Here is a 23,417-nt window from a genome sequence, read left to right as displayed (position 1 = left end):
TCCGCTCCCGCCAGCACCGCCAGAAGGCTCAGAAGCAGAACCTCATCAAGCGGATACACAATCTTGCCAGCTTGCCGCCCGTCCGGAAGCTCCTCAAAATGCTCAAGAAACCCAATCGCTTCGCCCAAGGCCCCACACGGTTCCATCCATCCCTCCCAAGCCAACAACGTCGACAATGAGAGATTCAGACTTTTTCCGTCCTGTCACGCACAGTTTCACCCGATTGCCCTGGGGCGGCAGCCTGCCCGTATTGCGTTCAGCGAGACGGAGGGGCATCCTTCGGCAGGAAGGAGGCGACCATGAATGCCCATGACCATAAGGACTTCTTGATGCGGGCGAGTCCGCTCGTGACCCAGGATTCGGCCCTGGACCGGGGGATAATCGGCATGACACCGGATTCTCTTGCCGACTTTTTGGCCGCGCTGTCCCGTCCGGCCGAGCCGGTTGCCGACATAGCCGAATTGCTCAGGCGGCCAGCGCCGTGGGAGCCTGGCTATCGGGCGAAGCGCTGATCGCTGCCAGACTGGTTATTGCCGATCAACTCTGATCGGGGGTGAGGTCCAGCCGCCGCGGGAAGCGTTCGGCCACGGCGGGCGGGGTCAGCGGCAGTTTCAGATAGTCGCCCCCGCGCCAGAGCGGCACCTGATCGGCGAAGGTGCTGGAGCCGAGCCAGCCGTCCTGGCCGCCCAGAAGCACGAACCAGTTGGCATCCGGGTCGCCCATGTCCGAGACATGGCGCGACTGGGCGCCATAGCGGGCGGCGTGCAGCTCTTCCACCAGATCATGGGCGGTCTTCATCGGCGTCTCGCGCGATCCGCCGACCGGCCAGTCGCCATAGGTGAAGAAGCTGCCGATCATCGGCGCCTGGCCCAGCAGATGCGACAGGCGCAACCGGTGCATGTCGCCCCAGGCGGGATAGTCGTCCAGCGCCGCATCGGCGGCGGCGAGGCCGTCCTCCAGGATCCGGCGGCGTTCGGCTTCGGGCAGGGCCGCCAGGTCGGCCGCCAGATAGCGGTTGAGCTGGGTCCAGCTGGAGGCGAAGGCAAAGCGGCCGTCACTCGCCTCGGCCCCGCCATAGACCCCCGCCGCCACGCGTGAGAGCAGCACTTCGAAGGCGACCGGTGCCGCGGCATCGGCGGCATAGGCGCCGTCCCAGCCGGTGATCAGCTCCAGGCTGCGGTGATCGCCGGCGACACCGGCGTCACGCGCGGCTGCGGCCAGCATCGCCGCCAGCGCTTCGGCGAAATCCGAGGTCACGTCCTGCTGCAACCGCTTCAGATCGTCGACCGACACCGGCGTGGTGTCGCGCACCACGCTCTGCAGGCGCCGCACCCGTTCATCGGCCGAGAAGAACAGCCCGATCGGCACCAGCCGGTCGGTATCGGTCGGCCGGTTGTTGGCGCTGGCCAGGAACCCTGCCGCGGGGTCGCGGGCCGCCGGCAGTTCGCCGGCATCGACGAAGCGTGCCCAGTCGCGATCCGGGTCGCCGGCGCGCGCCACCAGATCCTGGGGGATGCCGTCGGGCCGGACCGGCAGCCGGGCCGCCAGCACCTGGCCGACATGGCCGTCGGTGTCCACCCACAGCATGTTCTGCGCCGAAACCGCATAGCGGCCGGCAAAGGCCGCCCGGAATTCCTCGCCGGTTCGGGCGCGCATGGCGCCGAGCAGGGCGCCGATCTCGTCCGAGACGTCATGGCCCAGCCAACGCAGCGCGATCGCCTCGCCCGGGCGCGACGGGATCATCTCGCTGTCGGACACGACCGGGCCATAGGGCGAGACGCGGACGGTCACGGTCTTATCGAACCAGAAGCGGGTGCGGATGGTGTGGGTCTCGGTCCGGAAGGCATCGGCGGGCAGGGCCGACACATCGTACAGCTCGCTCGACAGCGCCCGCATATTGGTGCCGCCCCAGGCGAGCCAGGGGCTGCGGCCGACGGCGACGAAGGGCAGCCCCGGCGGCATCATGCCCACCGCCTGGTAGGAGGGGGAGCGCATGCCCGCCAGGAGCCAGAAATTCGGCAGGCTCATGCCCAGATGCGGGTCGTTGGCGATGATCGCCGATCCGCTTTCGGTCATCTGCCCCGAAACGGCCACCGAATTCGATCCGGTACGCGACAGGCCGGCGAGTTCGGTCAGCAGACGTTCCAGCCGCGCATGGGTCTCGTTTGCGGGAAAGCTGACCACGCTGCCATGGCCGGCATCGGTGGCGCGGGCCCAGGTTTCGCGCCAGCGCGGATCCTGCGGGCCGTTGCGGGCGCGCTCGCGCAGCAGCCCGGCCCAGGCCAGCCAGTTGATGTCGGTGCCGGCCAGCCGGCCGATGGTGAGGACGTCTTCCACCGTCCAGGGCTCGGCCCGGATGCCCAGCAGGCCGAATTCCGGCGGCCAGGGGCCACCGGCCCGGGCCAGGCGGTCCTGATAGTCGTTCAGCCCCTTCACGAAGGCCTCGACCCAGATGCGGGTATCGGGCGCGAGCGCCTGCGCGGTCGCGGCCGAGCCGCGGCCGAAGCCCAGGATGCGCAGCGCATGGTCGATGTCGTTGGCGACCGGCCCGCCCATTTCCGACAGCCGGCCCTGCGATACCCGCTTCATCAGGCTGATCTGCGCCAGGCGCAGATGGGCATGGACCAGACCCAGCGTATAGGCCAGGTCGCGATCGGTTTCGGCCTCGATGAACGGCACCTGTTCGTCCGACCAGCGCAGCGTGACCGGCCGTTCCAGGTCGAGCCCCGTGGTCGGGAAGGCGGCGATGCGCTGATCGACCGTGACCGGCCTGGGGTCGAGCGCCGCGCAGCCCGGCAGGATCAGGGCCGCCAGGGCCGCGAAGGTGCGGGCGCGCCTGCCGGCGGGCCGGCGGAACGGCCGGCGGCGGCGGGCAGGGGCGGTCGATCGATCGGTCATGCGCGGGCTCCGGCCTGGTCGGACAGCGACGGGACGATGGATAAGAGAGGTGGGGTGGGCCTGTCCATCCTGCACCAGGAGATGAGGCAGGATGGTGACGATCGGCACACCCCGAACCGTCTCACTCAACTTACGCCGTCATCGGGGGCCCGGATCAGCGCGCCGGCCATCAACGCTTCTGATATCAACGCTTCTGATACTGGGCGGCACCGAACAGGGTCTGGAAGGCCTTGGGGTCGGTGGCGCTGCCGCTGCGCAGCTCCTTGCCGACGTCCAGCCCCTTGGAGACCGCGGGCCGTGCCTTCATGGTCTCGTACCAGCGCTTCAGATGCGGGCGCTCGTCGAAAGACTGGCCCTGGCGCTCATGCGGCACGATCCAGGGGAAGATCGCGATGTCGGCGATGGAATAATCGTCGCCCGCGACCCATTCGGTTTCCGAGAGCCGCTTGTCCAGCACGTTGTAAAGCCGGCCTGCCTCGTTGGTGTAGCGGTCGATGGCATACTGGATCTTCTCGGGCGCGTACTGGCGGAAATGATGTGCCTGGCCCAGCATCGGCCCGACGCCGCCCATCTGGAACATCAGCCACTCCAGCACGGCATAGCGGCCGCGGGGGGCGGCCGGCATCAACCGGCCGGTCTTCTCGGCCAGATAGATCAGGATCGCCCCGGATTCGAAGATGGAGATCGGCCGGCCTTCCGGACCCTCGGGATCAATGATCGCCGGCATCTTGTTGTTCGGGCTGAATTTCAGAAAGTCGGGCTGGAACTGATCACCGGCACCGATGTTGACCGGCCTGACCGTATAGGGCAGGCCCAGTTCCTCAAGCGCGATGGAGATCTTCCATCCATTGGGGGTCGGCCAGTAGAACAGGTCGATCGGGCTGGTCATGCGATCCTCGCGAGAATTCGATGGAACTGCAGAGGGAGATGAGGTGCGCCAAGCCTGCGACAAGCAGCCGTCCGGCACAACAGCGTTGACCGAAGACGGCGCATCGGCAACCCTCGAACCCAAGCATGGCCGCCCGGAAAGACACCTGAATGACCCTGGACCAGATCCTGATCAGTGCGCTGCTCGTCATCGCGCTGGTCCTGTTCGTGCTCGGGCGGCCGCGCTACGACCTCGTAGCCCTGGGCACGCTGCTGACAGGCGTGGTGCTGGGGCTGGTCCCGGCCAAAGAGGCCTTCTCGGGCTTCGGCCATGACGCGGTGATCACCGTCGCCGCCGTGCTGGCGATCAGCAGGGCGCTGGCCCTGACCGGGGCGCTGGAACCGCTCACCGGGCTGGTGCGCAAGGCCTCGGCCAACACCGTTACCCATATCCTGGTTCTCTGCGGCATCGGCGCGGTGATTTCGGCCTTCATGAACAATGTGGGCGCATTGGCCCTGCTGATGCCGATCGCCATCCAGAGCACCACCAAGGCCGGGCGGTCGCCGGCCGGCGTGCTGATGCCGCTCGCCTTCTCCACGGTGCTGGGCGGCATGGTCACGCTGATCGGCACGCCCCCCAACGTCATCGTCTCGGGTTTTCGCGCCCAGGCGATGGGGGAGCCCTATCATCTGCTCGATTTCGCCTGGGTCGGCCTGCCGGCGGCGCTGGCGGGGCTGGTCTATATGGCGCTGCTCGGCTGGCGGCTGATCCCGGGCGACCGGATGGGCAAGGGGGCCGTCGCCGATCTGATGGATGTCGGTGCCTATATGACCGAACTGACCGTCAAGCCCGGCTCCAGCCTGATCGACCGGACGGTGGGCGAGGCCGAGGCATCCTGGACCGACAGCGATCTGACGGTGGTGGGCCTGATCCGCGACGACCGGCGGATTTTCGGCGCCATGGCCCGGCAGAAGATTTCAACCGGCGACGTGCTGCTGGTCCGCGGCGAAAGCGAGGCGATCACCCGCCGCGCCCGGGCGGCGGGGCTGGATTTCGCGGCGTCCGAACGCCCCTCGGCCGAACATCTTCAGTCCCAGGATGTCGTGATGGCCGAAGTGGTGGTGGGTGTCGGCTCGCCGCTGATCGGCCGCCATGCGGGCGAGCTGGGCCTGCGCGAGACCTATGGCATCAACCTGCTGGCGCTGTCGCGCGAAGGCGCCGCCATCCGCTCCCGTCTCGGACGGGTGCGGATGCAGATCGGCGACGTGCTGCTGCTGCAGGGCGATTCCCGCCGGCTTCAGGCGGTGATGGCCGATCTGCGCTGCCTGCCGCTGGTGGAACGCGACATCATCAAGCACGACCAGCGCCGGGGACGGATCGCGCTCGGTCTGTTCGGCGCCGGCATTGCGCTTGCCGCCTCGGGCCTGCTGCCGGCGGCGGTCGCCTTCGCCATGGTCGTGCTGGGGCTGGTGGTGACCAATGCCCTGCCGGTGCGCGAACTCTATACCGGTATCGAATGGCCGGTGATCGTGCTGCTGGGCGCGATGATCCCGCTGGGGGCGGCGCTGGAAAGCACGGGCGTGACCGGGCTGATCGCCGACGGCATCGTCGGTCTCGGCGGCGACGTGCCGGTCTGGGTTCTGCTCGCCGCCCTGCTGGTCGTGACCATGACGCTGTCCGACATTCTGAACAATGCCGCGACCGCGGTGATCATGGCGCCGATTTCGATCGCGGTCGCCCAGGGCATCGACGTCTCGCCCGATCCCTTCCTGATGGCGGTGGCGATCGGCGCGTCTTCGTCTTTCCTCACCCCCATCGGGCACCAGAACAACGCCCTGGTCATGGGCCCGGGCGGCTATCATTTCGGCGATTACTGGCGGGTCGGCCTGCCGCTGGAGATCGTTGTCGCGGCGGTCTCGGTGCCGCTGCTACTTCTGTTCTGGCCGCTCTGAGGACCGCTTTCCCGTCATGACCCGCAAGCCTGCCGACGCCGCCCGTGCCAATCCTGCACGCGCGATCGCCTTTCATCCGGGCGACACGCCCGATGGCGGGGCGGTCTCGCTCGCGCTTGCCGAACTGCGCCGGCCGGTGGTCGATCTGGCGCCGGCCGATCCGGTGATCGACCCGGCGGTCGCGGCCTTCATGGGCGACTGCCCCATGGCCTTCCGGCCGCCGGTGGTGGCGATCGCAGGCGGCGCGCCGATCGTCGGTGCGGCGGCGATCCTGGTGGCCCTGGCCGCGGCGGAGCCGTCGAAGCTGCTGCCGCGGCGTCCGGCCGAGCGGGCGGTGGCCGAACACTGGTCGGCCTGGATCGAGACCGATCTGGTGCCGCCGATGATGGCGTCGATCGCACTCCGCCGCCTGGCGCCCCGCCATCTGCCCGAGGCGATCGAGCAGGCCCGCCAGGTGCTGAAGGACCGGGTGGCCCGGGTCGAGGCGGCGCTCGAAGACGGGCCGACCCTGGCCGGGCGCTGGTCGGTCGCCGACATGCGGCTGATGGCCTGGCTGCACCGGGCCGACTGGGTCGGGCTGGGCCTGGGCTCGCGCCCTGCGCTCGGCGCCTTTGCCGACCGTGCCTATGCAAAGCCGCGGATCGTTCTGGCGCTGGCTGCAACGAAACGGCCCCCCGTGATCGTGGATCACGAGGGGCGCGAGGGGCAGGGGGCGTGACCGCCGGTGGTCAGCCCTTAAGGTTGCGCCGCGGGTCGGGCTGGGGATGGGCCTCGGCCCAGTCCTTGACCGCGGCCTGAAGCGCCGGGTCGGGCTGGTCGGGCAGCACGATCTTCAGATGCACGTACAGATCGCCCGCGCCGCTGCGTGCCGGCACGCCCTTGCCCTTCAGCCGTAGCTTGCGACCGCTGCTGCTGAAGGGCGGCACGGTGATCCGGGCCTGGCCGTCCAGGGTGGGCACGTCGACCTTGGCCCCCAGCACCGCTTCGGCGAGCGTCACCGGCAGGTCCAGATGGATGTCGTTGCCCTCGCGCCGGAAGGTCGGATGGTGGGCCACCTCCAGGCGCACGATCAGGTCGCCGCCGCCCTGGCCCTTGCCGCGCAGGCGCAGCCTGGTGCCGTCGGTGGCGCCGGCGGGGATCTTCAGGTCCAGCTCACCGGCCCCGCTCAGCGAAATCCGCCGGGTGGCGCCCAGCGCCGCCTCGGTGAAGCTGACCGTGATCCGCGCTTCCGTGTCGGGCACGCTGCCGCCCATACCGGGACCACCCCTTCCGGGACCGCCCATTCCGGCACCGCCCATGCCGGCACCTCCCATGTCCGAAAATCCACCGGCGCGCGGCCCGCGCCCGCCCAGGATTTCCTCGAACAGGTCGGCGAACCCGCCGCCGAAGCCGCCATTGCGGCCGTCGAAATGGGTCTCGAAGCCGCTGAACCCGGCATTGCGTCCACCGCCGAAGCCGCCGGCTCCGAATCCGCCGCCACCGAAACCGGCGGCAACGCGCTCGCGGCCTTCCTCGTCGATCTCGCCCGCGTCATAGCGCTTGCGCTGCGCCGGGTCGCCCAGGATGTGCCAGGCGGCGCTGATCTGCTTGAATTTCTCTTCGGCCGCCTTGTCACCCGGGCGGCTGTCCGGGTGATATTTCTTGGCCAGTTTGCGATAGGCGGATTTGATCTCGGCATCACTCGCGGTCGACGCGACGCCCAGACGGTCGTACAGGATCCGGCTCACCGCTCGATGCTCCTCATGCTCTCTCGTGTCAAAGCCATGCGTGCGTGCCGGCGGGCTGCATCCCCTGCCGGGTGCCCCTGGCGGGGCCTCCCGGTGAACGGGCGGTGCCGCGCGGCCAGCCGCCGGACGGATCTGTCCGCACGGTATGGCGCGCGTCGCCTGCCGGCGCGAGCTGTCGCCTGATATTTAGGCATTCAGGTCCGGCTGCGCAATCTGGTGCCGCGGGAATGTTTGCGACGTCGTCAGCCCATGGGGGCGGGCAGCACCCGCCAGACCGTGGTCCGGCGCTGGGGTTTGTCCTCGATCTCGATCACCGTTGGCACGTCGATCACCGCCAGCGCCTCCACCCCGTCGCGCGGGGCATAGGCGCGGGCGGGATCGCCCAGCAGCACCAGAACGCCATCGCCGGCCAGCGCCCGCAGCCAGGCGAAAACCCGTTCCGCCATCGGCTTTTCGTAGCAGACATCGCCCGCCATCACGACCTCGGGCCTGCCCGGCGGCGGCAGCTGCCCGACCAGATCTTCGGTCAGCGTGGCGATGTCGGCGCCGTTGATGCGGGCATTCAGCCGCGCCGCCGCCGTGGCGAAGGGGTCGATGTCGACCGCATCGACCCGTGCCGCGCCGGCAAGGGCGGCCGCGATCGCGGCAACCCCGCCGCCGGTCGCGAAATCCATCACCCGCCGGCCCCGCACCAGCTCGGGCCGGTCCAGCACCAGCCGGGCCACGGCCTGGCCGCCGGCCCAGGCGAAGGCCCAGAAGGGCGGCGGCAGGCCGGCTTCGGCCAGCCGGGTCTCGGTCGCCTCCCAAAGTGGGGTTATCTCGCTTGCCAGATGCAAGCGGATTTCGGGCAGCAGCGGCGGTGCTGCGGCAAGCGTGGCGCCGGCCACGAAGGCTTCGGCATCGGCGGCAGAGAGGCTCGATCGGTGGCGGTCGTCGGTCATGCGCGGCTGTCCTCGATCTGATCGATGCGGATACGCAGGTCGCGGATCAGATCGGCCGCCTGCGGCAGATGGGGGGCTTCCATCTCCAGGATTGCACGAAACAGCCGGCATTTCGCCTGCACCGGATCGGGGGGCGTTGCGACACCGGCTTTGGTCGCGGCATCGACCAGCAGGTCGACCATGCGTTCTGCCCCATGCAGCCGGCCCCACAGATAATCGTTCTCGCGCCAGGCCCGGCTGAAGAAGGCGCCGAAATGCTGCATGCCGATGCCCTTCAGCGTGGCGGCGGCGCCGCCCGGCTCCAGCAGCCGGGCATCGTCGGGGCTGATCCGCATCACGCCCACGGTCTGCGACGGATCCTGTTCGGCGCCGTCCAGCAGCGGCAGCAGCAGCACGTCCAGCCAGGCGAAACCGACATGGGCGGCGATCAGCCGGCGGCGGTGGATCAGGCCGAAGCCCTTGCCGGCATCCAGCGCGGCCAGCCGCGCATCCAGCGCCCGGGTGGCGTCGATCAGCGCCAGCATCCCCGCCACTTCGCCCGCCGCCTCTTCCGGCGTCAGGCCCGCAACCCCGGCCGCCGCCTCGCCGCCGCCGGCGCTGCGCTCGATCCGGGCGAGCAGGGCATAAAGATCGGCTTTCAGGCCGGCGAGGGCGTCGGGCGGCGGCGGGTTGTCGCCATCGGCGATCATGTTCACCACCCGCAGCAGGAAGCGCAGCCGCCGCCCCGCGAAGGCCGCATCGAAGCGGCGAAGAAAGGCGACCGGCCCGTCGCGCTCGGCCAGGGCGCGCACGGCGGGGACCAGCTCGGCCCGTGCCGTGCCGGCAAGGGGTGCGGCATCATCGCCCGCCAGCCCGGAAATGCGGGCGATCAGCAGGGCCAGCGTCTCGATCTCGCGGCCGGTCTTGAGCCGCAGATAGGCGTCATAAGTAAAACCGGCATCGGCACGCGCGGCCTCGTGGCCGGCCTCGCGGGCGATCGCCACCGCTTCGGCATCGGATCCGGCGTCCAGCGCCGGCCCTGCGACGTCATGGACCCGGGCCTCGATCCGCCGCCAGGTCCGGCTCAGTGCATCCTGTATCTCGATGGCGCGGCGGTTGCCTTCGGCGATGTGCTCCAGCTCGTCGCGGATCGGCTCGTGGCGGGGGATGTCGGTCATTGCCGCCTTCATCGCCCCCAGGAAGCCCGGCGCCCGCAGATGGCCGTTTTCCAGCGCCAGATGGTCGCGGGGATGCGGGTCGACATAGACCAGCCGCCGGTCCACCGGCCGGGTTGCGGGATGGACCGGGATCCGCTCGATCGCCGCACCGAAAGGCTTGTTGTCGAGCACGGCCCCGTCGATCAGCCAGATCTTTTCAGGGTCCACCCCGCCGCGCGCCTGGGCCGCAAAGCAGCCGGCGACGAAGCGCTGCCGGTCGGGCCAGCCGAGGCCGCGGGCGGCGAGCGCCTCGTCGATTTCGGCCAGATGGGCGGGCGGAAAGGCGCCGGGGAAGGATGATGTCGCGCGCATGGCGAAGGCGAGCGCCGGCAGGCTGCCCGGGCCGAAATCATCGCGCCGCACGCCGCTGCCGTCCTGCAGATAGGCGAAACCCAGCCGGTGGCGGTGGTCGCGCTCGGTCACCCAGGGCGGGTCGCCCACCGCCACCCGGCGGGGATGGCCGTGGAAATCGGTGGCGGTGACGACCAGATCGAGCGGCACGCCCCGCGGCATCAGCGATGGCGCCGCACCGGCGGCGACCAGATGCGGATCGGCCGGGGTCTGGGCGGTCAGGGCATCGAAGAACCGGCCGGCGAGGCCCGGTCCGTCGAAAGGCGGTTCGAACCAGCGGGCCCGCAGGAAGCGCGAGAGCTTTTCGGCGAAATCGGCTTCCGCCGCGGCCGAGGGGCCGAGCGCCAGCCGCCGGGCGATCGGCAGCAGTGGTCGCAGCACCAGCTTGGAAAACGGGCCGGCGCGGTTGCGCTCGGCCGTCAGCGCATCGACATCCGCCCCGTCCAGCCAGAGCGCGCGCAGGGGCTCCAGCGTCAGGTCATGGGCAAGCGCGCGGGCCAGGGTGACGGCATTGACGCCGCCGGCCGAAGCGCCGGACAGGATGTCGATCACCACCCGGATCGGCCGGTCGCGGCCGATATCCGCCAGCAGCCCGGCATAGACCTGTTCGACCGGGTCGAGACGCCCCTCAGGCCGGCCGTGGCGGGCGGCGCCGACACGTTCCGACGCCCTGACCAGCCCGGCCAGTTCGCGGGTGACGCCATGAATATAGACGGCGAGCGAGATGCCGCCGAAGCAGACGACCGCCAGCCTGAGTTCGATCTCGCGCATTTCCCCCGGGTCCTTCCGGCGCCGTTCTGCCGCGGCGCTTGGCTCTGGCCTGCATCGTCGCGCAGTGCGAAAGGGGCGGCAAGCCCGGCGGTGACCGGCCCGGGACGGGATCGCCGGAATTTTTCAGGAATGTCCCGGGTTCTTGATACAGGTCAAAGCCGGCACCCACGCAAGGCGGCATCTTGTCTCTCGTGACCCACGTCTCCGGTCGCCGCCGGTCTACCGGACCACCGGCGCGGCCGACACTTCGGGGACCGCACCTTCTGGCTCGGTGCGGTCCCTTTTTTTATGTGGATCGTGTTTTCAGGCGGGACGGCGCTCTGCGCCCCAGGCGATCCGGGTGCAGAGAAGCGTGCCGACCCCGCAGCCGACCAGCACGAAGACCAGCGGCCAGGCATCGTCGCCGCGGGTCCAGCCGATCACCTGAGAGGCCACGGCGCCGCCGCCCATCTGAAGGAACCCGGCCAGCCCCGCCGCCGCACCGACATTGCCGGTGCCGCCCGCCACCAGCGCGCGGGCGGTGGCATTGGGCAGGATGATGCCGTTGGCGAGTGCGATGCCGGTCATCGGCAGGAAGATGGTCATCGGCGCCATCGGCAGCAGGCCGGCTGCCAGGATCAGCGAGCCGTAGCCGGCAACCGCCGCAATCGCGCCCGCGGCCAGCATGCGCATCGGCCCGACGCGCGAGGCCAGACGCGCGGTGATGATGTTGCCGATCATGTAGCCGCCCGAGGCGACGATATACCAGAGCCCGAATTCGGCCGGGGTGCGGCCCATCAGTTCGATGATCACATAGGGCGCGCCGGCGACGAAGGCGAAGAAGGCGGCGGTGCCGAAACCGGCGGCGCCGGCATGGCCCAGGAAGCCGCGATCGGCCAGAAGGCCGCGATAGGCGCGCAGCATGGGCGCCAGCCCCGGCATCGGCCGGCGGTCGTGATGGGTTTCGGGCAGGCGCAGGGTCACCGCCAGGAAGATCGCGGCGGCGATCGAGGTGATGACCCAGAACCCGGCCCGCCAGCCCAGCCATTGATCGGCATAGCCGCCGACCGCGGGGGTCAGCATCGGCGCCAGCATCATGGCGAGCGTGACGGTGGCGATCCGCGACGCCGCCTCGGACGGATCATGGCGGTCGCGGATCATCGCCCGCCCCAGCACCAGCCCGGAACAGCCGCCGATCGCCTGCAGCACCCGGCCGCTGACCAGCTGCACGGCATCTTCGGCAAAGCCCGCGACGACACTGCCCAGCGCCAGGCACAGCATGCCGAAGATCAGCGGCGGCTTGCGGCCGAAGCGGTCGGAGACCGGGCCATAGATCAGCTGGGCCCCGGCCAGCGCCACCAGATAAAGGGTGAGCGTCAGCTGGATCGCGGCATCGCTGAGGCCCAGCCCGCGCTGCGCCGCCGGCATCGACGGCACGAACAGGTTGAGCGCCACCGGCCCGATCGCGGTGATGACCACCAGGATCCAGAGCGGCGCGTCGCGACCCGGCCTGCCGTCCGCCGGGCCGCCGACGGTCGCTGCACGCAGTTCGGGCGGTGTGTCAGACCTCGGCATCGCGGGCTGCCGCTGCCGGCCGTATCTCGAAGACGTGCTCGATTTCGGCGGTCTTGCCCATCATGATCGAGGCCGAGCAGTATTTCTCGGCCGACAGCTTGATTGCCCGGTCGACCTTGGCCGGGTCCAGCCCGTCGCCATAGACCACATAGCGCACGGTGATCTTCGTATAGACCTTGGGGTCGGTCTCGGCGCGGTCGCCCTCGATCTCCAGCCGGCAGCCCTGGATCGGCTGGCGACCCTTCTTCAGGATCTGGACGACATCGAAGGCGCTGCAGCCGCCCATGCCGAGCAGCAGCATCTCCATCGGCCGGATCCCGTGATCGCGGCCGCCATGCTGGGCGGCCCCGTCCATCACCACCGTATGTCCCGAGCCGCTTTCGCCCACGAACATCATGCCGTCCAGCCAGGACACGCGCGCGGTCATCGTCGTCATCGTCATCCGTCCAATCACACCGGGTCCGTATGGCGGACCATTCATCCCGTCACCCGCATTTTCGGGCGGCCGTCGAGTAAACCACGCTCCCGGTGGCGCGGCCAGCGCGGAAGCTGGCGGGACGGGGTGGCGCGGATCGCGCGGCCGGTGCAAGATCGGCGCGTTCGTCCTGCCTCGCCATCCACCATAAGGGGAGAAGCCCATGTCCGCTGCCGACGTCCCGGGGCGCGCCTTTCTGACTGCCGACGTCTTCACCGATCAGCCCTTCGGCGGCAATCCGCTGGCGGTGCTGCCCGATGCCGACGGGCTGGACGAGGGGGCGATGCAGCGGATTGCGCGCGAATTCAACCTGTCGGAGACGACCTTCGTCCTGCCGCCGACCCGGCCGGATTGCGATCTGCGCTTCCGGATCTTCACGCCTGAAATCGAGCTGCCCTTCGCGGGGCACCCGACCATCGGCGGCGTGCTGGCGCTGGTCCATCTGGGGCGGATCAGCCCCCCCGGTGACGGCAGCCCCGTCCGGGTGGTGATCGAGGAAGCGGCGGGCCCCGTGCCGGTCGACATCCTGGCCGATGGCGGGGGCGGTCTGCCGCGGGCGGTGATGGGCGCGCCGCGCCGGCCCGAGCCGGTAGCCGATGCCCCGGCGCGCGCGGATCTGGCCGCACTTCTGTCGCTGCCGGAGCGTGCGATTGCCGATGGGGCGCTGGTCGCCTCCGCCGGCATGCCCTTCCTGTTCGTGCCGCTGGCGCAGGATGCCGATCTGGACCGCTGCCGGCCGGATGCCGCGGCCGCGGCCCGGCTGCTGCCAGAGGGCGCGCCCTCGCGGCTGATCTATCCGATGGTGGTGGATCGGGCGGCGCGGCGGGTCCGCGCCCGGATGTTCGGGGCCGCCGCCGGCATCGGCGAGGATCCTGCCACCGGATCGGCGGCGATGGCGCTGGCGGCCTGGCTGGCGGGGATCGAGCCGGTTCTGGTGCCCGGAACCGTCGCCTGGACCATCCTGCAGGGCGAGGCGATGGGCCGCCCCAGCCGTCTGGATCTGGAGATCGATCTGGACCACACCGGGATTTCCGCGGTGCGCCTGGCGGGTCGGGCCGTGATGATGACCACCGGCAGACTTATCAGCGGCATATGAGGGTGTGGTCTCAGACGCCCTGCGTCCACAGTATAAACGGACATTTGCTACAGATGCCGCAGTCCTGTTGCATCCGGGCAACAGAGCCCGGGTGTGATGCGATGCCGTGCGGTCCGCCCTCCGCAGACCGGTGAAACGTGACGGGTGTTGTGCTACGGTCGCCTCGGTACGCATGTGGGTGCGCCACATGCTGCCCAGACAACTGGAGATGTGCCATGACCATGAACCGTATCAAGCGCGTTGCGCTGCCCCTCTTCGGCGCCACCGCCCTGATCGCGGTCGCCGGCTGCGCGAACCTCTCGGACGAGGATCGTATGCTCCTCAACGAGGCGAAGGCTGCCGCCACCTCGGCGAAGCAGAGCGCCGATGCCTCGCGCGCTTCGGCCGCCGAGAGCGCCCGCAGCGCCCAGGCCTCTGCCGCTTCGGCCGATCGCGCCGAGCGGGCCGCCGAGCGCGCCGAGCGCGCCTTCAGCGCCGGCCAGCGCAAGTGATCGCTCGCGCCGGGTAACCGGCGCGACGGAAGCCCCCGGTCAGACCTGGTTCTGCCGGGGGTTTCGCTTGGATCCGGTTTCCGCTGCGGCGGAGGACGTCCACCGGATCCGGGTATCACCGGACGTCGACGAAAAGAAGGGCCGGCGGACATGTTCCGCCGGCCCTTCTTGTTTCCAGAGGCTGATCTGCCCCGTGTCGCAAGGCTGCAACCGGGGCAGTCCCGATCAGTCCGCGACCGGCTGGATCAGCTGCACCGGCGCGCCGCGCGGGATGCGGGTGTCGATGTCCGCCGGCTGTGCCGGCTGCGTGATCGGTGCGGCATTGGCGGTGACGGGCGGGATGGCGGCGGCCGCCGGAAAGGGGGCGGTGGTGGGTGCCGCCACCGGCTGCACTGCCCGGGCTTCGGCTGCGGCGCGTGCCGCGGGAGAGACGCTCAGCGTCACCACATTGGCAGGCTCCGCCGGTCGGGCGATCGGCTGTGCGGGCTTCAGCTCGGCCGGGAAGGTATGGGCCGTCAGCGGATCCTTCCGCGGATCGACCGCCGGCTTGGGCAGGCTGCCCGCGGGTGCCTGGGGGGCCGCGGTGGCCGAGACCGGCGTCATCCGTGCCGGTCCGCCATCTTCCGCCGGCACCGACTGCTGGCCGGGCAGGGTCTTTTCAACCGGCGTCCGCACCGGATTGACGGGCAGTGCCGCCAGTTCGGGGATCGTGCCGCCGCCGACGCTCACCTTCACCGGCAGACCGGTGCGCTCGATGACGGCGCGGGTCACGGCTTCCCAATCGACCTTGATGCCGGCCCTGGTTGCGGCAGCGGCCACCTTGGGCTCCACCTCGGGCATGGCTTCCGGGGTGAAGCGGCCGACTTCCTCGATCTGATCGACCTGCAGCTGGGTCGGGTGGACCTCAAGATAAAGCTGGCCGTCGATCACCTGCACCTTGGCCGGCTGGTCGATCACCGTCACCTTGGTGCCGCTTTCGGTCATGCCGAACAGCTTGATGATGTCTTCGGGGTAAAGCCGCACGCAGCCCTGGCTGACCCGGCGGCCCACGCCATAGGGCCGGTTGGTGCCATGGATCACATAGTTCTGCCAGCCCAGATTCATCGCATGCGTGCCCAGCGGGTTGTTCGGGCCGGGGCCGACGAAGGCGGGCAGGTTGGGGTTGCGGGCGCGCATCGACGGCGTCGGCGTCCAGGTCGGCCCGTCGCGCTTCATGGTGACGCGGGTTACGCCATAGGGGGTGGCGAAGCCTTCGCGGCCGATGCCGATCGGGAAGCTGAGCGGCGCCCCGCCGCCCTTCGGGAAGTAATAGAGCCTGAGGTCGCCCATATTGACCACGATGCCTTCGCGCGGCACATCGGGCAGCAGATGGGCGGCCGGCACCGTGATCTTCGTGCCTTCGCCCGGCAGCCAGGGCTCGACGCCCGGATTGGCCGCCAGCAGTTCGACATAGCCGATGCCCAGCGTGCGGGCCAGATCGACCAGCGTGTCTTCATGCTTCGCGGTCAGCGTCTCGATCCGGCCGATGATGCCGCGCGGTCCCTGGGGCACGGGCTTTGCCGCCGCCGCCTTTTGCGCGGCGGCCCCCGTGGCGCCTGCGGCAACGCCTTGGGCCTGGGCAGGCATGGCGGCGCCGACCGCGGCGGCGATCAGGGCGGCGGCGGTCAGATATCGGAGAGCGGCAGGGACCGTGGTCACAGGAATTTCTCCACAAGGTCGATGCTCGACCGCTTGCCGACCAGATCGGCATTGGCGGTCAGCCACGTGTCGGCAGAGGCGCGGCCGATGTCGCGAAGATGCAGAATGAAGTCCCGATCGGCATTCATCTTAGAGAAACTGCCCAGCGGCACCATCTCCTGTTCGCCGTCGATCCAGTGAACCCGCATGCGCTTATAGCGCTGCGGATCCAGGCGGTTCTCGTCGAGCAGGCGGGCGACGAAGCCGATCGCGCGCATTTCCCGCATCAGCGATGAATTGAAGCTGATCTCGTTGACGCGTTCCCAGATCTCGGTCGCGGTCTTGGGGATCTCGTCGCGATTGATCGGGGTGACCTGTACGATCACCACATCGGCGCTGCGGGCGCCGTAGATCAGCGGAAAGATCGCCGGATTGCCCATATAGCCGCCATCCCAATAGGCGTCGCCGTCCATTTCGACCGCCTGGAAGACATAGGGCAGGCAGGCGGAGGCGAGCAGGGCTTCGGCGGTGATGGCCTCGTTCTCGAACACCTTGATCTTGCCGGTGCGGACGTTGGTTGCGGACACGAACAGCTTCATCGCCCCGCATTTGCGCACGGCATCGAGGTCGATCGCCTCCGAGACCACATCGCGCAACGGGTTGATGTTGAGCGGGTTCAGCTGATAGGGCGACAGCACCCGGCTGGTCAGATCGAACAGCATCCGCGCCGGGCTCATATCCATGTTCCAGCCGCCCATCAGCCGGTCGAGCAGGGTGCGGCGAAGCGGGCTGTAGCGCCCGGCCTCCATCACCGCCTCCCACAGCCGGTTCAGGGCGTCGCGGGCGCCCTGGCGGCCGCCGGTCGCAAATCCTGCGACCAGGGCCGCCCCGTTCAGCGCCCCGGCGCTGGTGCCGCTGACGGCTTCGACGCCGAAACGGTCGTCTTCCAGCAGCCGGTCGAGCACGCCCCAGGTATAGGCGCCATGCGATCCGCCGCCCTGGAGCGCCAGTGTGATCGGTCGGGTCTTTGCGGGAGAGCGCGCCTCGCGCTCGGCATGGGTCTGCGGGCGGTGCCGGCCATCCGTCACCTGCGCAGTGTCACCCACCGGATCGTCGACATGGTCTCTGACCCGGCGGTCGGGCGCGCGGTCGGTCATGCGGTCGTTCCTGCCCCTCATCGTCCCGGAAACCGCCGGAACCCGGGTGCCGCATTGCGGCACGAAAGCTGACCCAAGCGATATAGGCGCAGACGGGGGGTCGTGCAAAGTCTGCTGGTGAGCCCGCGCCCGGAATGCCACGGGTTGTGGCTGTGCCGCAACCATCGCCGCCCGTCATTTCCCCAAAAAAAAAACGGCGGCCGCGCAATGCGGCCGCCGCGAGAGGCGACAGGGTTGAGGCTTGCTGGAGAGCGTGCGTCCACTCGGCCTGGTCGGCGTCGCGGTCAGGGTCGATTGCCGGGCGAGGCATATCGACCGCTCACCATCGGGATGATCATGCCCCGGCAGACCGTGCCCTGGGCGTGTCAAAACCCCGCCCGCTGTGACCTTGAAGAGACATCCGCCAGCCGCCGGTCGCGTCCGGCGCTGATTCACCGATCATACGTTTGCTTGACGCCCTGGTCGGGCGCGGCCCAGGATCACCCGTCGCCGCGGTCGATGACCACGCGCGCGACCAACAAGCAGGCAACCAACAGGATCGGGAGGAGAGACTCATGGAGGGCAAAGGGGCGATGCGGGCAGAAGCCGCCGGCGCATCGGACAGCGACAGGCTCGGGCCGTTCCAGAGTGGGGTTCTGCAGGTTCTGACGGTCGCGGCGATCTGGGGGGTCAATTTTCCGATCGCGAAATCGGTACTGGATCAGATGTCTCCGCTCGCCTTCTCGGCGACCCGCTATATCACCGGCGCGGTGCTGCTGCTGATCCTGCTGCGGCTGCGCGGCGTGCGTCTGCATCTGCAGCGGCGCGATATTCTGCCGCTGATCGGGCTGGGGCTGGTGGGCATCACCGCGTTTCAGGGCTTCTGGGCCACCGGCCTGCACATGACCAGCGCGTCGAGTGCCGCGATCGTGATGTCGGCCGCGCCGATCTTCGGGGCGATCTTCGGCCATCTGACCGGCCAGAAGGCGGGGCCGCGGGCCTGGGCCGGCATTCTCGTCGCCTTTGCCGGTGTGGCGCTGGTGGTCAACAACAGCCTGACGGGGCTTCATCTCGAAACCGGTGATCTGGCCGGCGATCTGGTGATGCTGGGGGCCGCCGCGGCCTGGGCGCTGTATTCGGCGCTGTCGCGCCACCTGCTGGCGCGGCTGGGCGCCCTGGCAGTGACCGCCTGGACCATGCTGTTCGGCGCCCTGGCGCTCTGTCTGCTGGCGCTGCCGGGGCTGGCCGATCAGCCCTGGGCGGCGCTTGGGGCCGCCGATTGGGCCGCCTGGGGGTTCAGCGTCGTCTTCGCCTCTGCCCTTGCCTTCGTCTGGTGGTACGAAGGTATCGCCCGGCTGGGTGTCGCCCGGGCCATGGTCTTCACCTATCTGACCCCGGTGATCGCGGTTGCGGTTGCGGTTCTGCTGCTGGGGGAAGAGCTGACCCTCGCCCGTCTTTTGGGTGCAGCTGTGGTTATTACAGGTGTTCGCCTTGCGCGTCGCGGATGAATAATGGATTTCGATTGGTTTTTAAGAAAATTCTCCATAAATTCCATTGCCTGCCTCTGTACGTTCCGGCATCTATACATATACACTCCCAATCGCGAGCCACCGGGTTGCAGGATGCAACGGTGCTCGATCCGGGGGCGAGGGGTTTAAGGTGTCACTGCTGTCGCGGGGTCTTTATGGATGGATCGATCGGACGGGGGCTCGCCGCAGCTGGCTGATGCCGCTTCTGTTCGCCGCGGCCCTGGCCGGGGCGGCGCTTGCGCTCGCGGGCGGAGAATTCGTCGCCCGGCGAATGTCGGATGCGACGCTTGAGACACATCTGACCGAGATGGTGGCCCGATCGGACGAGATCGCCGACGAGGCGGCGCGGATGCTGGTGGCCGCCAACACGGATATGGCGGCCGCCTGTTCCGAGCTCGATCTGGCCCTGCTGCGCGAGCGGATCTTCGTTTCGCGCTTCATCCGCGATGTCGGCCGGTTGGATGGCGACCGGATCCTGTGCACGGCAGCCTGGGGGCAGCTGGACCTGCCGACCCCGCTGGATCCGCCGGATTACGAAGCGCCGAGCGGCGCGCGGGTCTGGACCGCCTCCCGCAATCCGGCGGCCCGGCGCATCACCACCGACATGGTCAGTCTCGGGCGGACGATCGTGTTCATCTCGGATGCCGCCTACGACTTCATGCGCGATGAAGGTCGGCTGGTTTTCAGCTATGCCCGCAGCACCGGCCGGGTTTTCCGCACCGGCGACGGCACGCCGACCCGCAGCCTGAACGTGCGCCCGACGGCGGGCGGGGTGTTGCTGGAAGGCCGCATCTATCCCGCCGCCTGCTCGCGACGGTTCGATATCTGCGTCGCCATCGCCTCGGGTGATCGCGGCATGCTGGGCCAGCCGATGCCGGTGGTGGCCGGGGTGGGGCTGCTGGGGGCGCTGGCCGGTGCCGCCTCGGCCCTGGCCATGACCCAATGGCGCCGGCCGGGCGGGTCGATCGAACAGGATCTGCGCCGGGCGCTGGCCGCCGGGCGTCTGCGGCTGGTCTATCAGCCGGTGGTGCGGGTCCGCGACGGGGGGGTCGTGGGGGCCGAAGGGCTGATCCGCTGGGACCGGCCCGATGGCGGCGAGATCCCGCCCGATATCTTCGTGCCGGTTGCCGAACGGACGGGGTTGAGTGGCGAGCTTGCCCGCTATGTTCTGATCCGGGCGCTGGATGAAATGGCACCGCATCTGAAAGGGCCGGGCGATTTCCGCCTGGCACTCAACGTCACCACCATGGATCTGCTCGATCCGGACATCTTCGATCTGCTGGAGACGGAGACCCGCCGGCTCGGCATCGCGCCCGAGCGGATCGCGCTGGAGATCACCGAGCGATCGACCGCGGAATATCAGCAGCTGGCGCCGGCGGCGGCCCGGTATCGCCACCGCGGCTATCGCATTCATATCGACGATTTCGGTACCGGCTATTCCAGCCTGGCCCATCTGGGCGAGCTGCCGGTGGATGCGATCAAGATCGACCGGCTGTTCACCCGGGCGATCGGCACCGGCGCGATCAGCGCCTCGATCGTGCCGCAGATCTTCGCGCTTGCGGGTCTTCTGGGGGCCGAGGTGATCGTCGAAGGCATCGAGACCGAGGCCCAGGCCTGCCATCTGGCGGTGGAACATCCCGATGCGCTGGGGCAGGGCTGGTTCTTCGGCCGGCCGGTGCCGGCCCGGGATTTCATCACCTGAACCGCGATTTCATCGCCTGAACCGAGACTTCGCGAACTGAACCGGGATTTCATCGCCGGATCGGTCCGGGCGGGTCAGAACCCGTCGGCGACCGTCTCGGGATCCTCGCCCTGCAGCACCGCCAGGAAGGCGTCGCCATAGCGGCTGAGCTTGGTAGAGGCGACGCCCGGGATTTCGGCCAGCGCGCGTTCGTCCAGCGGCCGGTTGCGGGCCATCTCGACCAGGGTCGCGTCGTGGAAGATCACATAGGGCGGCACGCCCTGGGCGCGGGCAAGCGCCAGGCGCAGCCGGCGCAGTGCCTGGAACATGGTCTCGTCCTCGCCCGCCAGGCTCGGGCGTTCGGGCCGGCTGCGGTCGCGGGCGGGGCCCCGGCCGCGGCGACGCGGTGCCGGGTCTTCGCGCAGCGTCAGGCTGGTCTCGCCGCGCAGCAGCGGCCGGCAGGTCTCGTTGTCGCCCAGCCTGAGCCCGCCATGGCCGGCGGTGTCGACCACCAGCAGGCGATGGGCGACCAGCTGACGGAACACCGCTTTCCAGCCGCGCTTGTCCAACTCGCTGCCGATGCCGAAGACGCTGAGCTTGTCATGGCCGAACTGGCGGACTTTGTCGGTGGTTGTGCCGGTCAGCACGTCGATGACATGGGCGGCGCCGAACAGCTGGCCGGTGCGATACACCGCCGACAGCGCCTTCTGCGCGATGACCGTGCCGTCGAAGGTGCGGGCCGGCTCAAGGCAGGTGTCGCAATTGCCGCAAGGCTGGGTGCCGTGCTCGTCGAAATAGTCCAGCAGTACCTGACGCCGGCAGCGCGTGGTCTCGCAGAAGCCGACCAGGGCATCGACCTTGCGCCGCTCCACCCGTTTCTGGGTGTCGGCCGCTTCCGACGCCTCGATCAGCTGATAGATCCGGGCGATATCGGGCGTGCCGTAGAGCATCAGCACTTCCGATGCCAGCCCGTCGCGGCCGGCGCGACCGGTTTCCTGATAATAGGCTTCCAGCGATTTCGGCAGGTCCAGGTGGATGACGAAGCGCACATCCGGCTTGTCGATGCCCATGCCGAAGGCGATGGTCGCGACCATCACCAGCCCGTCTTCCTTCAGGAACCGGTCCTGGTTGCGGGCGCGGGCATCCTTGTCGAGCCCGGCATGATAGGGCAGGGCGTCGATGCCCTCGGATGTCAGCCAGGTTGCGGTCTCTTCCACCTTGGCCCGCGACATGCAGTAGATGATGCCGGCCTCGCCCTGGTGGCGATCCAGGAAATCCTTGATCTGCTGGCGCGGCGTCTCTTTGGGCGCCACGCGGTAGCGGATGTTGGGGCGGTCGAAGCTCGACAGGAACACCCGGCCCTGGCCAAGGTCCAGATGGGTCTGGATATCGGCGCGGGTGGGGGCGTCGGCGGTGGCGGTCAGCGCCACCCGGGGGACATGACGCCACTGTTCGTGCAGCACCGTCAGCCGGCGGTATTCCGGCCGGAAGTCGTGGCCCCATTGCGAGACGCAATGCGCCTCGTCGATCGCGAACAGCGCGATCTCGATCTCGTCGAGCAGGCGCAGGAAGGGTTCGGTCAGCAGGCGTTCGGGCGCGACATAGACCAGGTCGATCTCGCCCCGGCGCATCGCCTGCTCGATCGCCATCGCCTCGCGGAAGGGGATGGTGGAGTTGAGTGCGGCGGCGCGCACGCCCAGCTGCCGCAGCGCCTCCACCTGATCCTGCATCAGCGCGATCAGCGGCGAGACCACGATGCCGACCCCCGGCCGGCAGAGCGCCGGGATCTGGTAGCAGAGCGACTTGCCGCCGCCGGTCGGCATCAGCACCAGGGCGTCGCCGCCCCGGGTGACGTGGTCCACGATCTCGGCCTGAAGGCCGCGGAACGCCTTGTAGCCGAAGACCTCGTGCAGGACTTCGGCCGGGTCGCGCGTCGCGGCCTTCGAACCGGTCGTGATGTCCGGGGCGTTGCCGCCCCCGGACGTGGTGTCTGGCGTATCCAAGGTTGCGCGTCAGCCCTGGATGTCGGCCTTGACCTTCAGGCTCTTGATCGCATCCGGCTTCCGCGGCGGCTCGCCACGGGCGATCTTGTCGATCGCCTCCATGCCCTCGACCACCTCACCCCAGACGGTGTACTGGCCGTCGAGGAAGCGGGCGGGGGCGAAGCAGATGAAGAACTGGCTGTCGGCGCTGTCCGGATCGGGGGTGCGGGCCGCACCGATCACGCCGCGCTCGAACGGGGTCTTGGTGAACTCGGCCTTGAGCTTCTTGCCCGAACCGCCCCGGCCGGTGCCGGTGGGGTCGCCGGTCTGGGCCATGAAGCCCTCGATCACGCGATGGAAGACGATGCCGTCATAGAAGCCTTCGCGCGCAAGTTCCTTCATGCGGGCGACATGGCCGGGCGCGAGGTCGGGACGCAGGCGGATCACCACCGTCCCGTGGTCCAGGGTCATCACCAGCGTGTTCTCGGGGTCGAGCGCGGTGTCGGTCATGAGCGGAGGGCTCCGTAACGGGTGGTCGGAAGGATGTGGATGCAGGATCGTCAAAAAGCCATACGGCACCACCCGCAACCGGGTTCACCGCTGACGCGCCCCATCCTAGCCCGATCATCCGCCGATGCGAGCGAAAAAGCCGGAGGGGTGAAAAAGGCGGCGGCGGTGAGGTGTGCGGTCGCGGGCATCGGCGGCGGAATGCGTCGAAAGGTCCGGATATAGAAGCCACTGTTCTCCGACCCCGCAGGGCGAGATCAGAGAGGTTGACCGCCATTCAGACGATCAGCGCTTGAAGGCATCGGGTTCGAATCCTCGTGGGTCGAATTCGACGCAAGCTCCACCCTCCGCCGCAGCAGCGGCGGTTCCAAGCTCGGCTTTCAACGCATAAAACTGCCGGGCGTCGTCCTTCTCCATCAACAGGCGGATCCCTGCGCGTACAACTTCACTGAGATTGGCATAGGCCCCCGACCTGATCAGGCCGTCGACATAGTCCCGCATCGGTTCCGTCAGATGGACATTGGACATGATCGCACCTCTCTTAGGTCCGATCATATCAGCTGCGAGCGCAGGGGCAAACGAGCG

20 protein-coding genes are annotated in these 23,417 nt (G+C 69.1%); 7 read left to right on the top strand and 13 right to left on the bottom strand.

The genetic code is table 11. The features are described from left to right. A partial coding sequence (locus WI697_RS16395; protein ID WP_345959191.1) for a transposase family protein occupies positions 1–146 on the bottom strand: 146 nt, incomplete at its 3' end. A 153-nt stretch (positions 147–299) separates the two neighbouring features. Between WI697_RS16395 and WI697_RS16390 the strand changes: the two genes are divergently transcribed. Next, the gene (locus WI697_RS16390) at positions 300–512 is read left to right on the top strand and encodes a type II toxin-antitoxin system TacA family antitoxin (protein ID WP_345959188.1); all 213 of its coding nucleotides are present in this window, start codon (positions 300–302) and stop codon (positions 510–512) included. A gap of 25 nt (positions 513–537) precedes the next feature. Here the strand turns inward: WI697_RS16390 and WI697_RS16385 are convergent, their stop codons facing one another. Beyond that, positions 538–2,898 (bottom strand): penicillin acylase family protein, encoded by a 2,361-nt coding sequence (locus tag WI697_RS16385; protein ID WP_345959187.1) that lies wholly within the window; start codon positions 2,896–2,898, stop codon positions 538–540. Between the two features lie 184 nt (positions 2,899–3,082). Then, positions 3,083–3,787 carry a glutathione S-transferase family protein gene (locus WI697_RS16380; RefSeq protein ID WP_345959186.1) on the bottom strand — a complete coding sequence of 235 codons (705 nt, stop codon included), beginning with the start codon at positions 3,785–3,787 and terminating at the stop codon, positions 3,083–3,085. A 149-nt stretch (positions 3,788–3,936) separates the two neighbouring features. Between WI697_RS16380 and WI697_RS16375 the strand changes: the two genes are divergently transcribed. After that, complete coding sequence (locus tag WI697_RS16375) at positions 3,937–5,718, top strand: SLC13 family permease (RefSeq protein WP_345959185.1); 1,782 nt, start codon at positions 3,937–3,939, stop codon at positions 5,716–5,718. A gap of 16 nt (positions 5,719–5,734) precedes the next feature. Beyond that, positions 5,735–6,436 (top strand): glutathione S-transferase family protein, encoded by a 702-nt coding sequence (locus WI697_RS16370; RefSeq protein ID WP_345959184.1) that lies wholly within the window; start codon positions 5,735–5,737, stop codon positions 6,434–6,436. Positions 6,437–6,446: 10 nt separating this feature from the next. On the opposite strand, the gene WI697_RS16365 is transcribed toward WI697_RS16370, so the two are convergent. From WI697_RS16365 to WI697_RS16345, 5 genes are all read right to left on the bottom strand, one after another. Beyond that, positions 6,447–7,445: a J domain-containing protein gene (locus WI697_RS16365; RefSeq protein ID WP_345959183.1), complete on the bottom strand. Its 999-nt coding sequence runs from the start codon at positions 7,443–7,445 to the stop codon at positions 6,447–6,449. 242 nt (positions 7,446–7,687) lie between these two features. Continuing rightward, entirely contained in the window at positions 7,688–8,386 is a 699-nt protein-coding gene (locus WI697_RS16360) for a class I SAM-dependent methyltransferase (protein WP_345959182.1), read from the bottom strand. Further along, positions 8,383–10,704, bottom strand: coding sequence for a patatin-like protein (locus tag WI697_RS16355; protein ID WP_345959181.1), 2,322 nt, complete (start codon positions 10,702–10,704; stop codon positions 8,383–8,385). The genes WI697_RS16360 and WI697_RS16355 overlap by 4 nt, the downstream gene beginning before the upstream one ends. 303 nt (positions 10,705–11,007) lie before the next feature. Further along, the gene (locus tag WI697_RS16350) at positions 11,008–12,258 is read right to left on the bottom strand and encodes a multidrug effflux MFS transporter (protein ID WP_345959180.1); all 1,251 of its coding nucleotides are present in this window, start codon (positions 12,256–12,258) and stop codon (positions 11,008–11,010) included. Next, a complete protein-coding gene (locus WI697_RS16345; protein ID WP_322111412.1) occupies positions 12,245–12,685 on the bottom strand; it encodes an OsmC family protein in 441 nt (146 codons plus the stop codon). The genes WI697_RS16350 and WI697_RS16345 overlap by 14 nt, the downstream gene beginning before the upstream one ends. Positions 12,686–12,896: 211 nt before the next feature. On the opposite strand from WI697_RS16345, the gene WI697_RS16340 reads away from it, so the two are divergent. Next, the gene (locus tag WI697_RS16340) at positions 12,897–13,829 is read left to right on the top strand and encodes a PhzF family phenazine biosynthesis protein (protein ID WP_345959179.1); all 933 of its coding nucleotides are present in this window, start codon (positions 12,897–12,899) and stop codon (positions 13,827–13,829) included. 215 nt (positions 13,830–14,044) lie between these two features. Next, positions 14,045–14,320: a hypothetical protein gene (locus WI697_RS16335; protein ID WP_345959178.1), complete on the top strand. Its 276-nt coding sequence runs from the start codon at positions 14,045–14,047 to the stop codon at positions 14,318–14,320. A 225-nt stretch (positions 14,321–14,545) separates the two neighbouring features. On the opposite strand, the gene WI697_RS16330 is transcribed toward WI697_RS16335, so the two are convergent. Continuing rightward, the gene (locus WI697_RS16330; RefSeq protein WP_345959177.1) at positions 14,546–16,018 is read right to left on the bottom strand and encodes a L,D-transpeptidase family protein; all 1,473 of its coding nucleotides are present in this window, start codon (positions 16,016–16,018) and stop codon (positions 14,546–14,548) included. Further along, positions 16,015–17,154, bottom strand: coding sequence for a patatin-like phospholipase family protein (locus WI697_RS16325; RefSeq protein WP_345959176.1), 1,140 nt, complete (start codon positions 17,152–17,154; stop codon positions 16,015–16,017). The genes WI697_RS16330 and WI697_RS16325 overlap by 4 nt, the downstream gene beginning before the upstream one ends. A 554-nt stretch (positions 17,155–17,708) precedes the next feature. Between WI697_RS16325 and WI697_RS16320 the strand changes: the two genes are divergently transcribed. Next, positions 17,709–18,641, top strand: coding sequence for a DMT family transporter (locus WI697_RS16320; protein ID WP_345959175.1), 933 nt, complete (start codon positions 17,709–17,711; stop codon positions 18,639–18,641). Between the two features lie 217 nt (positions 18,642–18,858). After that, positions 18,859–20,364 carry an EAL domain-containing protein gene (locus WI697_RS16315; RefSeq protein WP_345959174.1) on the top strand — a complete coding sequence of 502 codons (1,506 nt, stop codon included), beginning with the start codon at positions 18,859–18,861 and terminating at the stop codon, positions 20,362–20,364. A gap of 74 nt (positions 20,365–20,438) precedes the next feature. Here WI697_RS16315 and recQ read toward each other — a convergent pair whose 3' ends face one another. The 3 genes from recQ to WI697_RS16300 form a co-directional block, all read right to left on the bottom strand. Further along, on the bottom strand, positions 20,439–22,301 hold the full coding sequence (recQ, locus tag WI697_RS16310; protein WP_062762865.1) for a DNA helicase RecQ: 1,863 nt from the start codon (positions 22,299–22,301) through the stop codon (positions 20,439–20,441). 54 nt (positions 22,302–22,355) lie between these two features. Next, the gene (locus WI697_RS16305) at positions 22,356–22,835 is read right to left on the bottom strand and encodes a peptidylprolyl isomerase (RefSeq protein WP_062762839.1); all 480 of its coding nucleotides are present in this window, start codon (positions 22,833–22,835) and stop codon (positions 22,356–22,358) included. Positions 22,836–23,117: 282 nt separating this feature from the next. After that, positions 23,118–23,360 carry a type II toxin-antitoxin system ParD family antitoxin gene (locus tag WI697_RS16300; RefSeq protein ID WP_345959172.1) on the bottom strand — a complete coding sequence of 81 codons (243 nt, stop codon included), beginning with the start codon at positions 23,358–23,360 and terminating at the stop codon, positions 23,118–23,120. Positions 23,361–23,417: the final 57 nt, after the last annotated feature.

The organism is Tistrella mobilis (genome assembly GCF_039634785.1).
Lineage (GTDB): Bacteria > Pseudomonadota > Alphaproteobacteria > Tistrellales > Tistrellaceae > Tistrella > Tistrella mobilis.
Note: the sequence above shows the minus strand (reverse complement) of the source record. Positions and strands in the feature narration are given on the sequence as shown.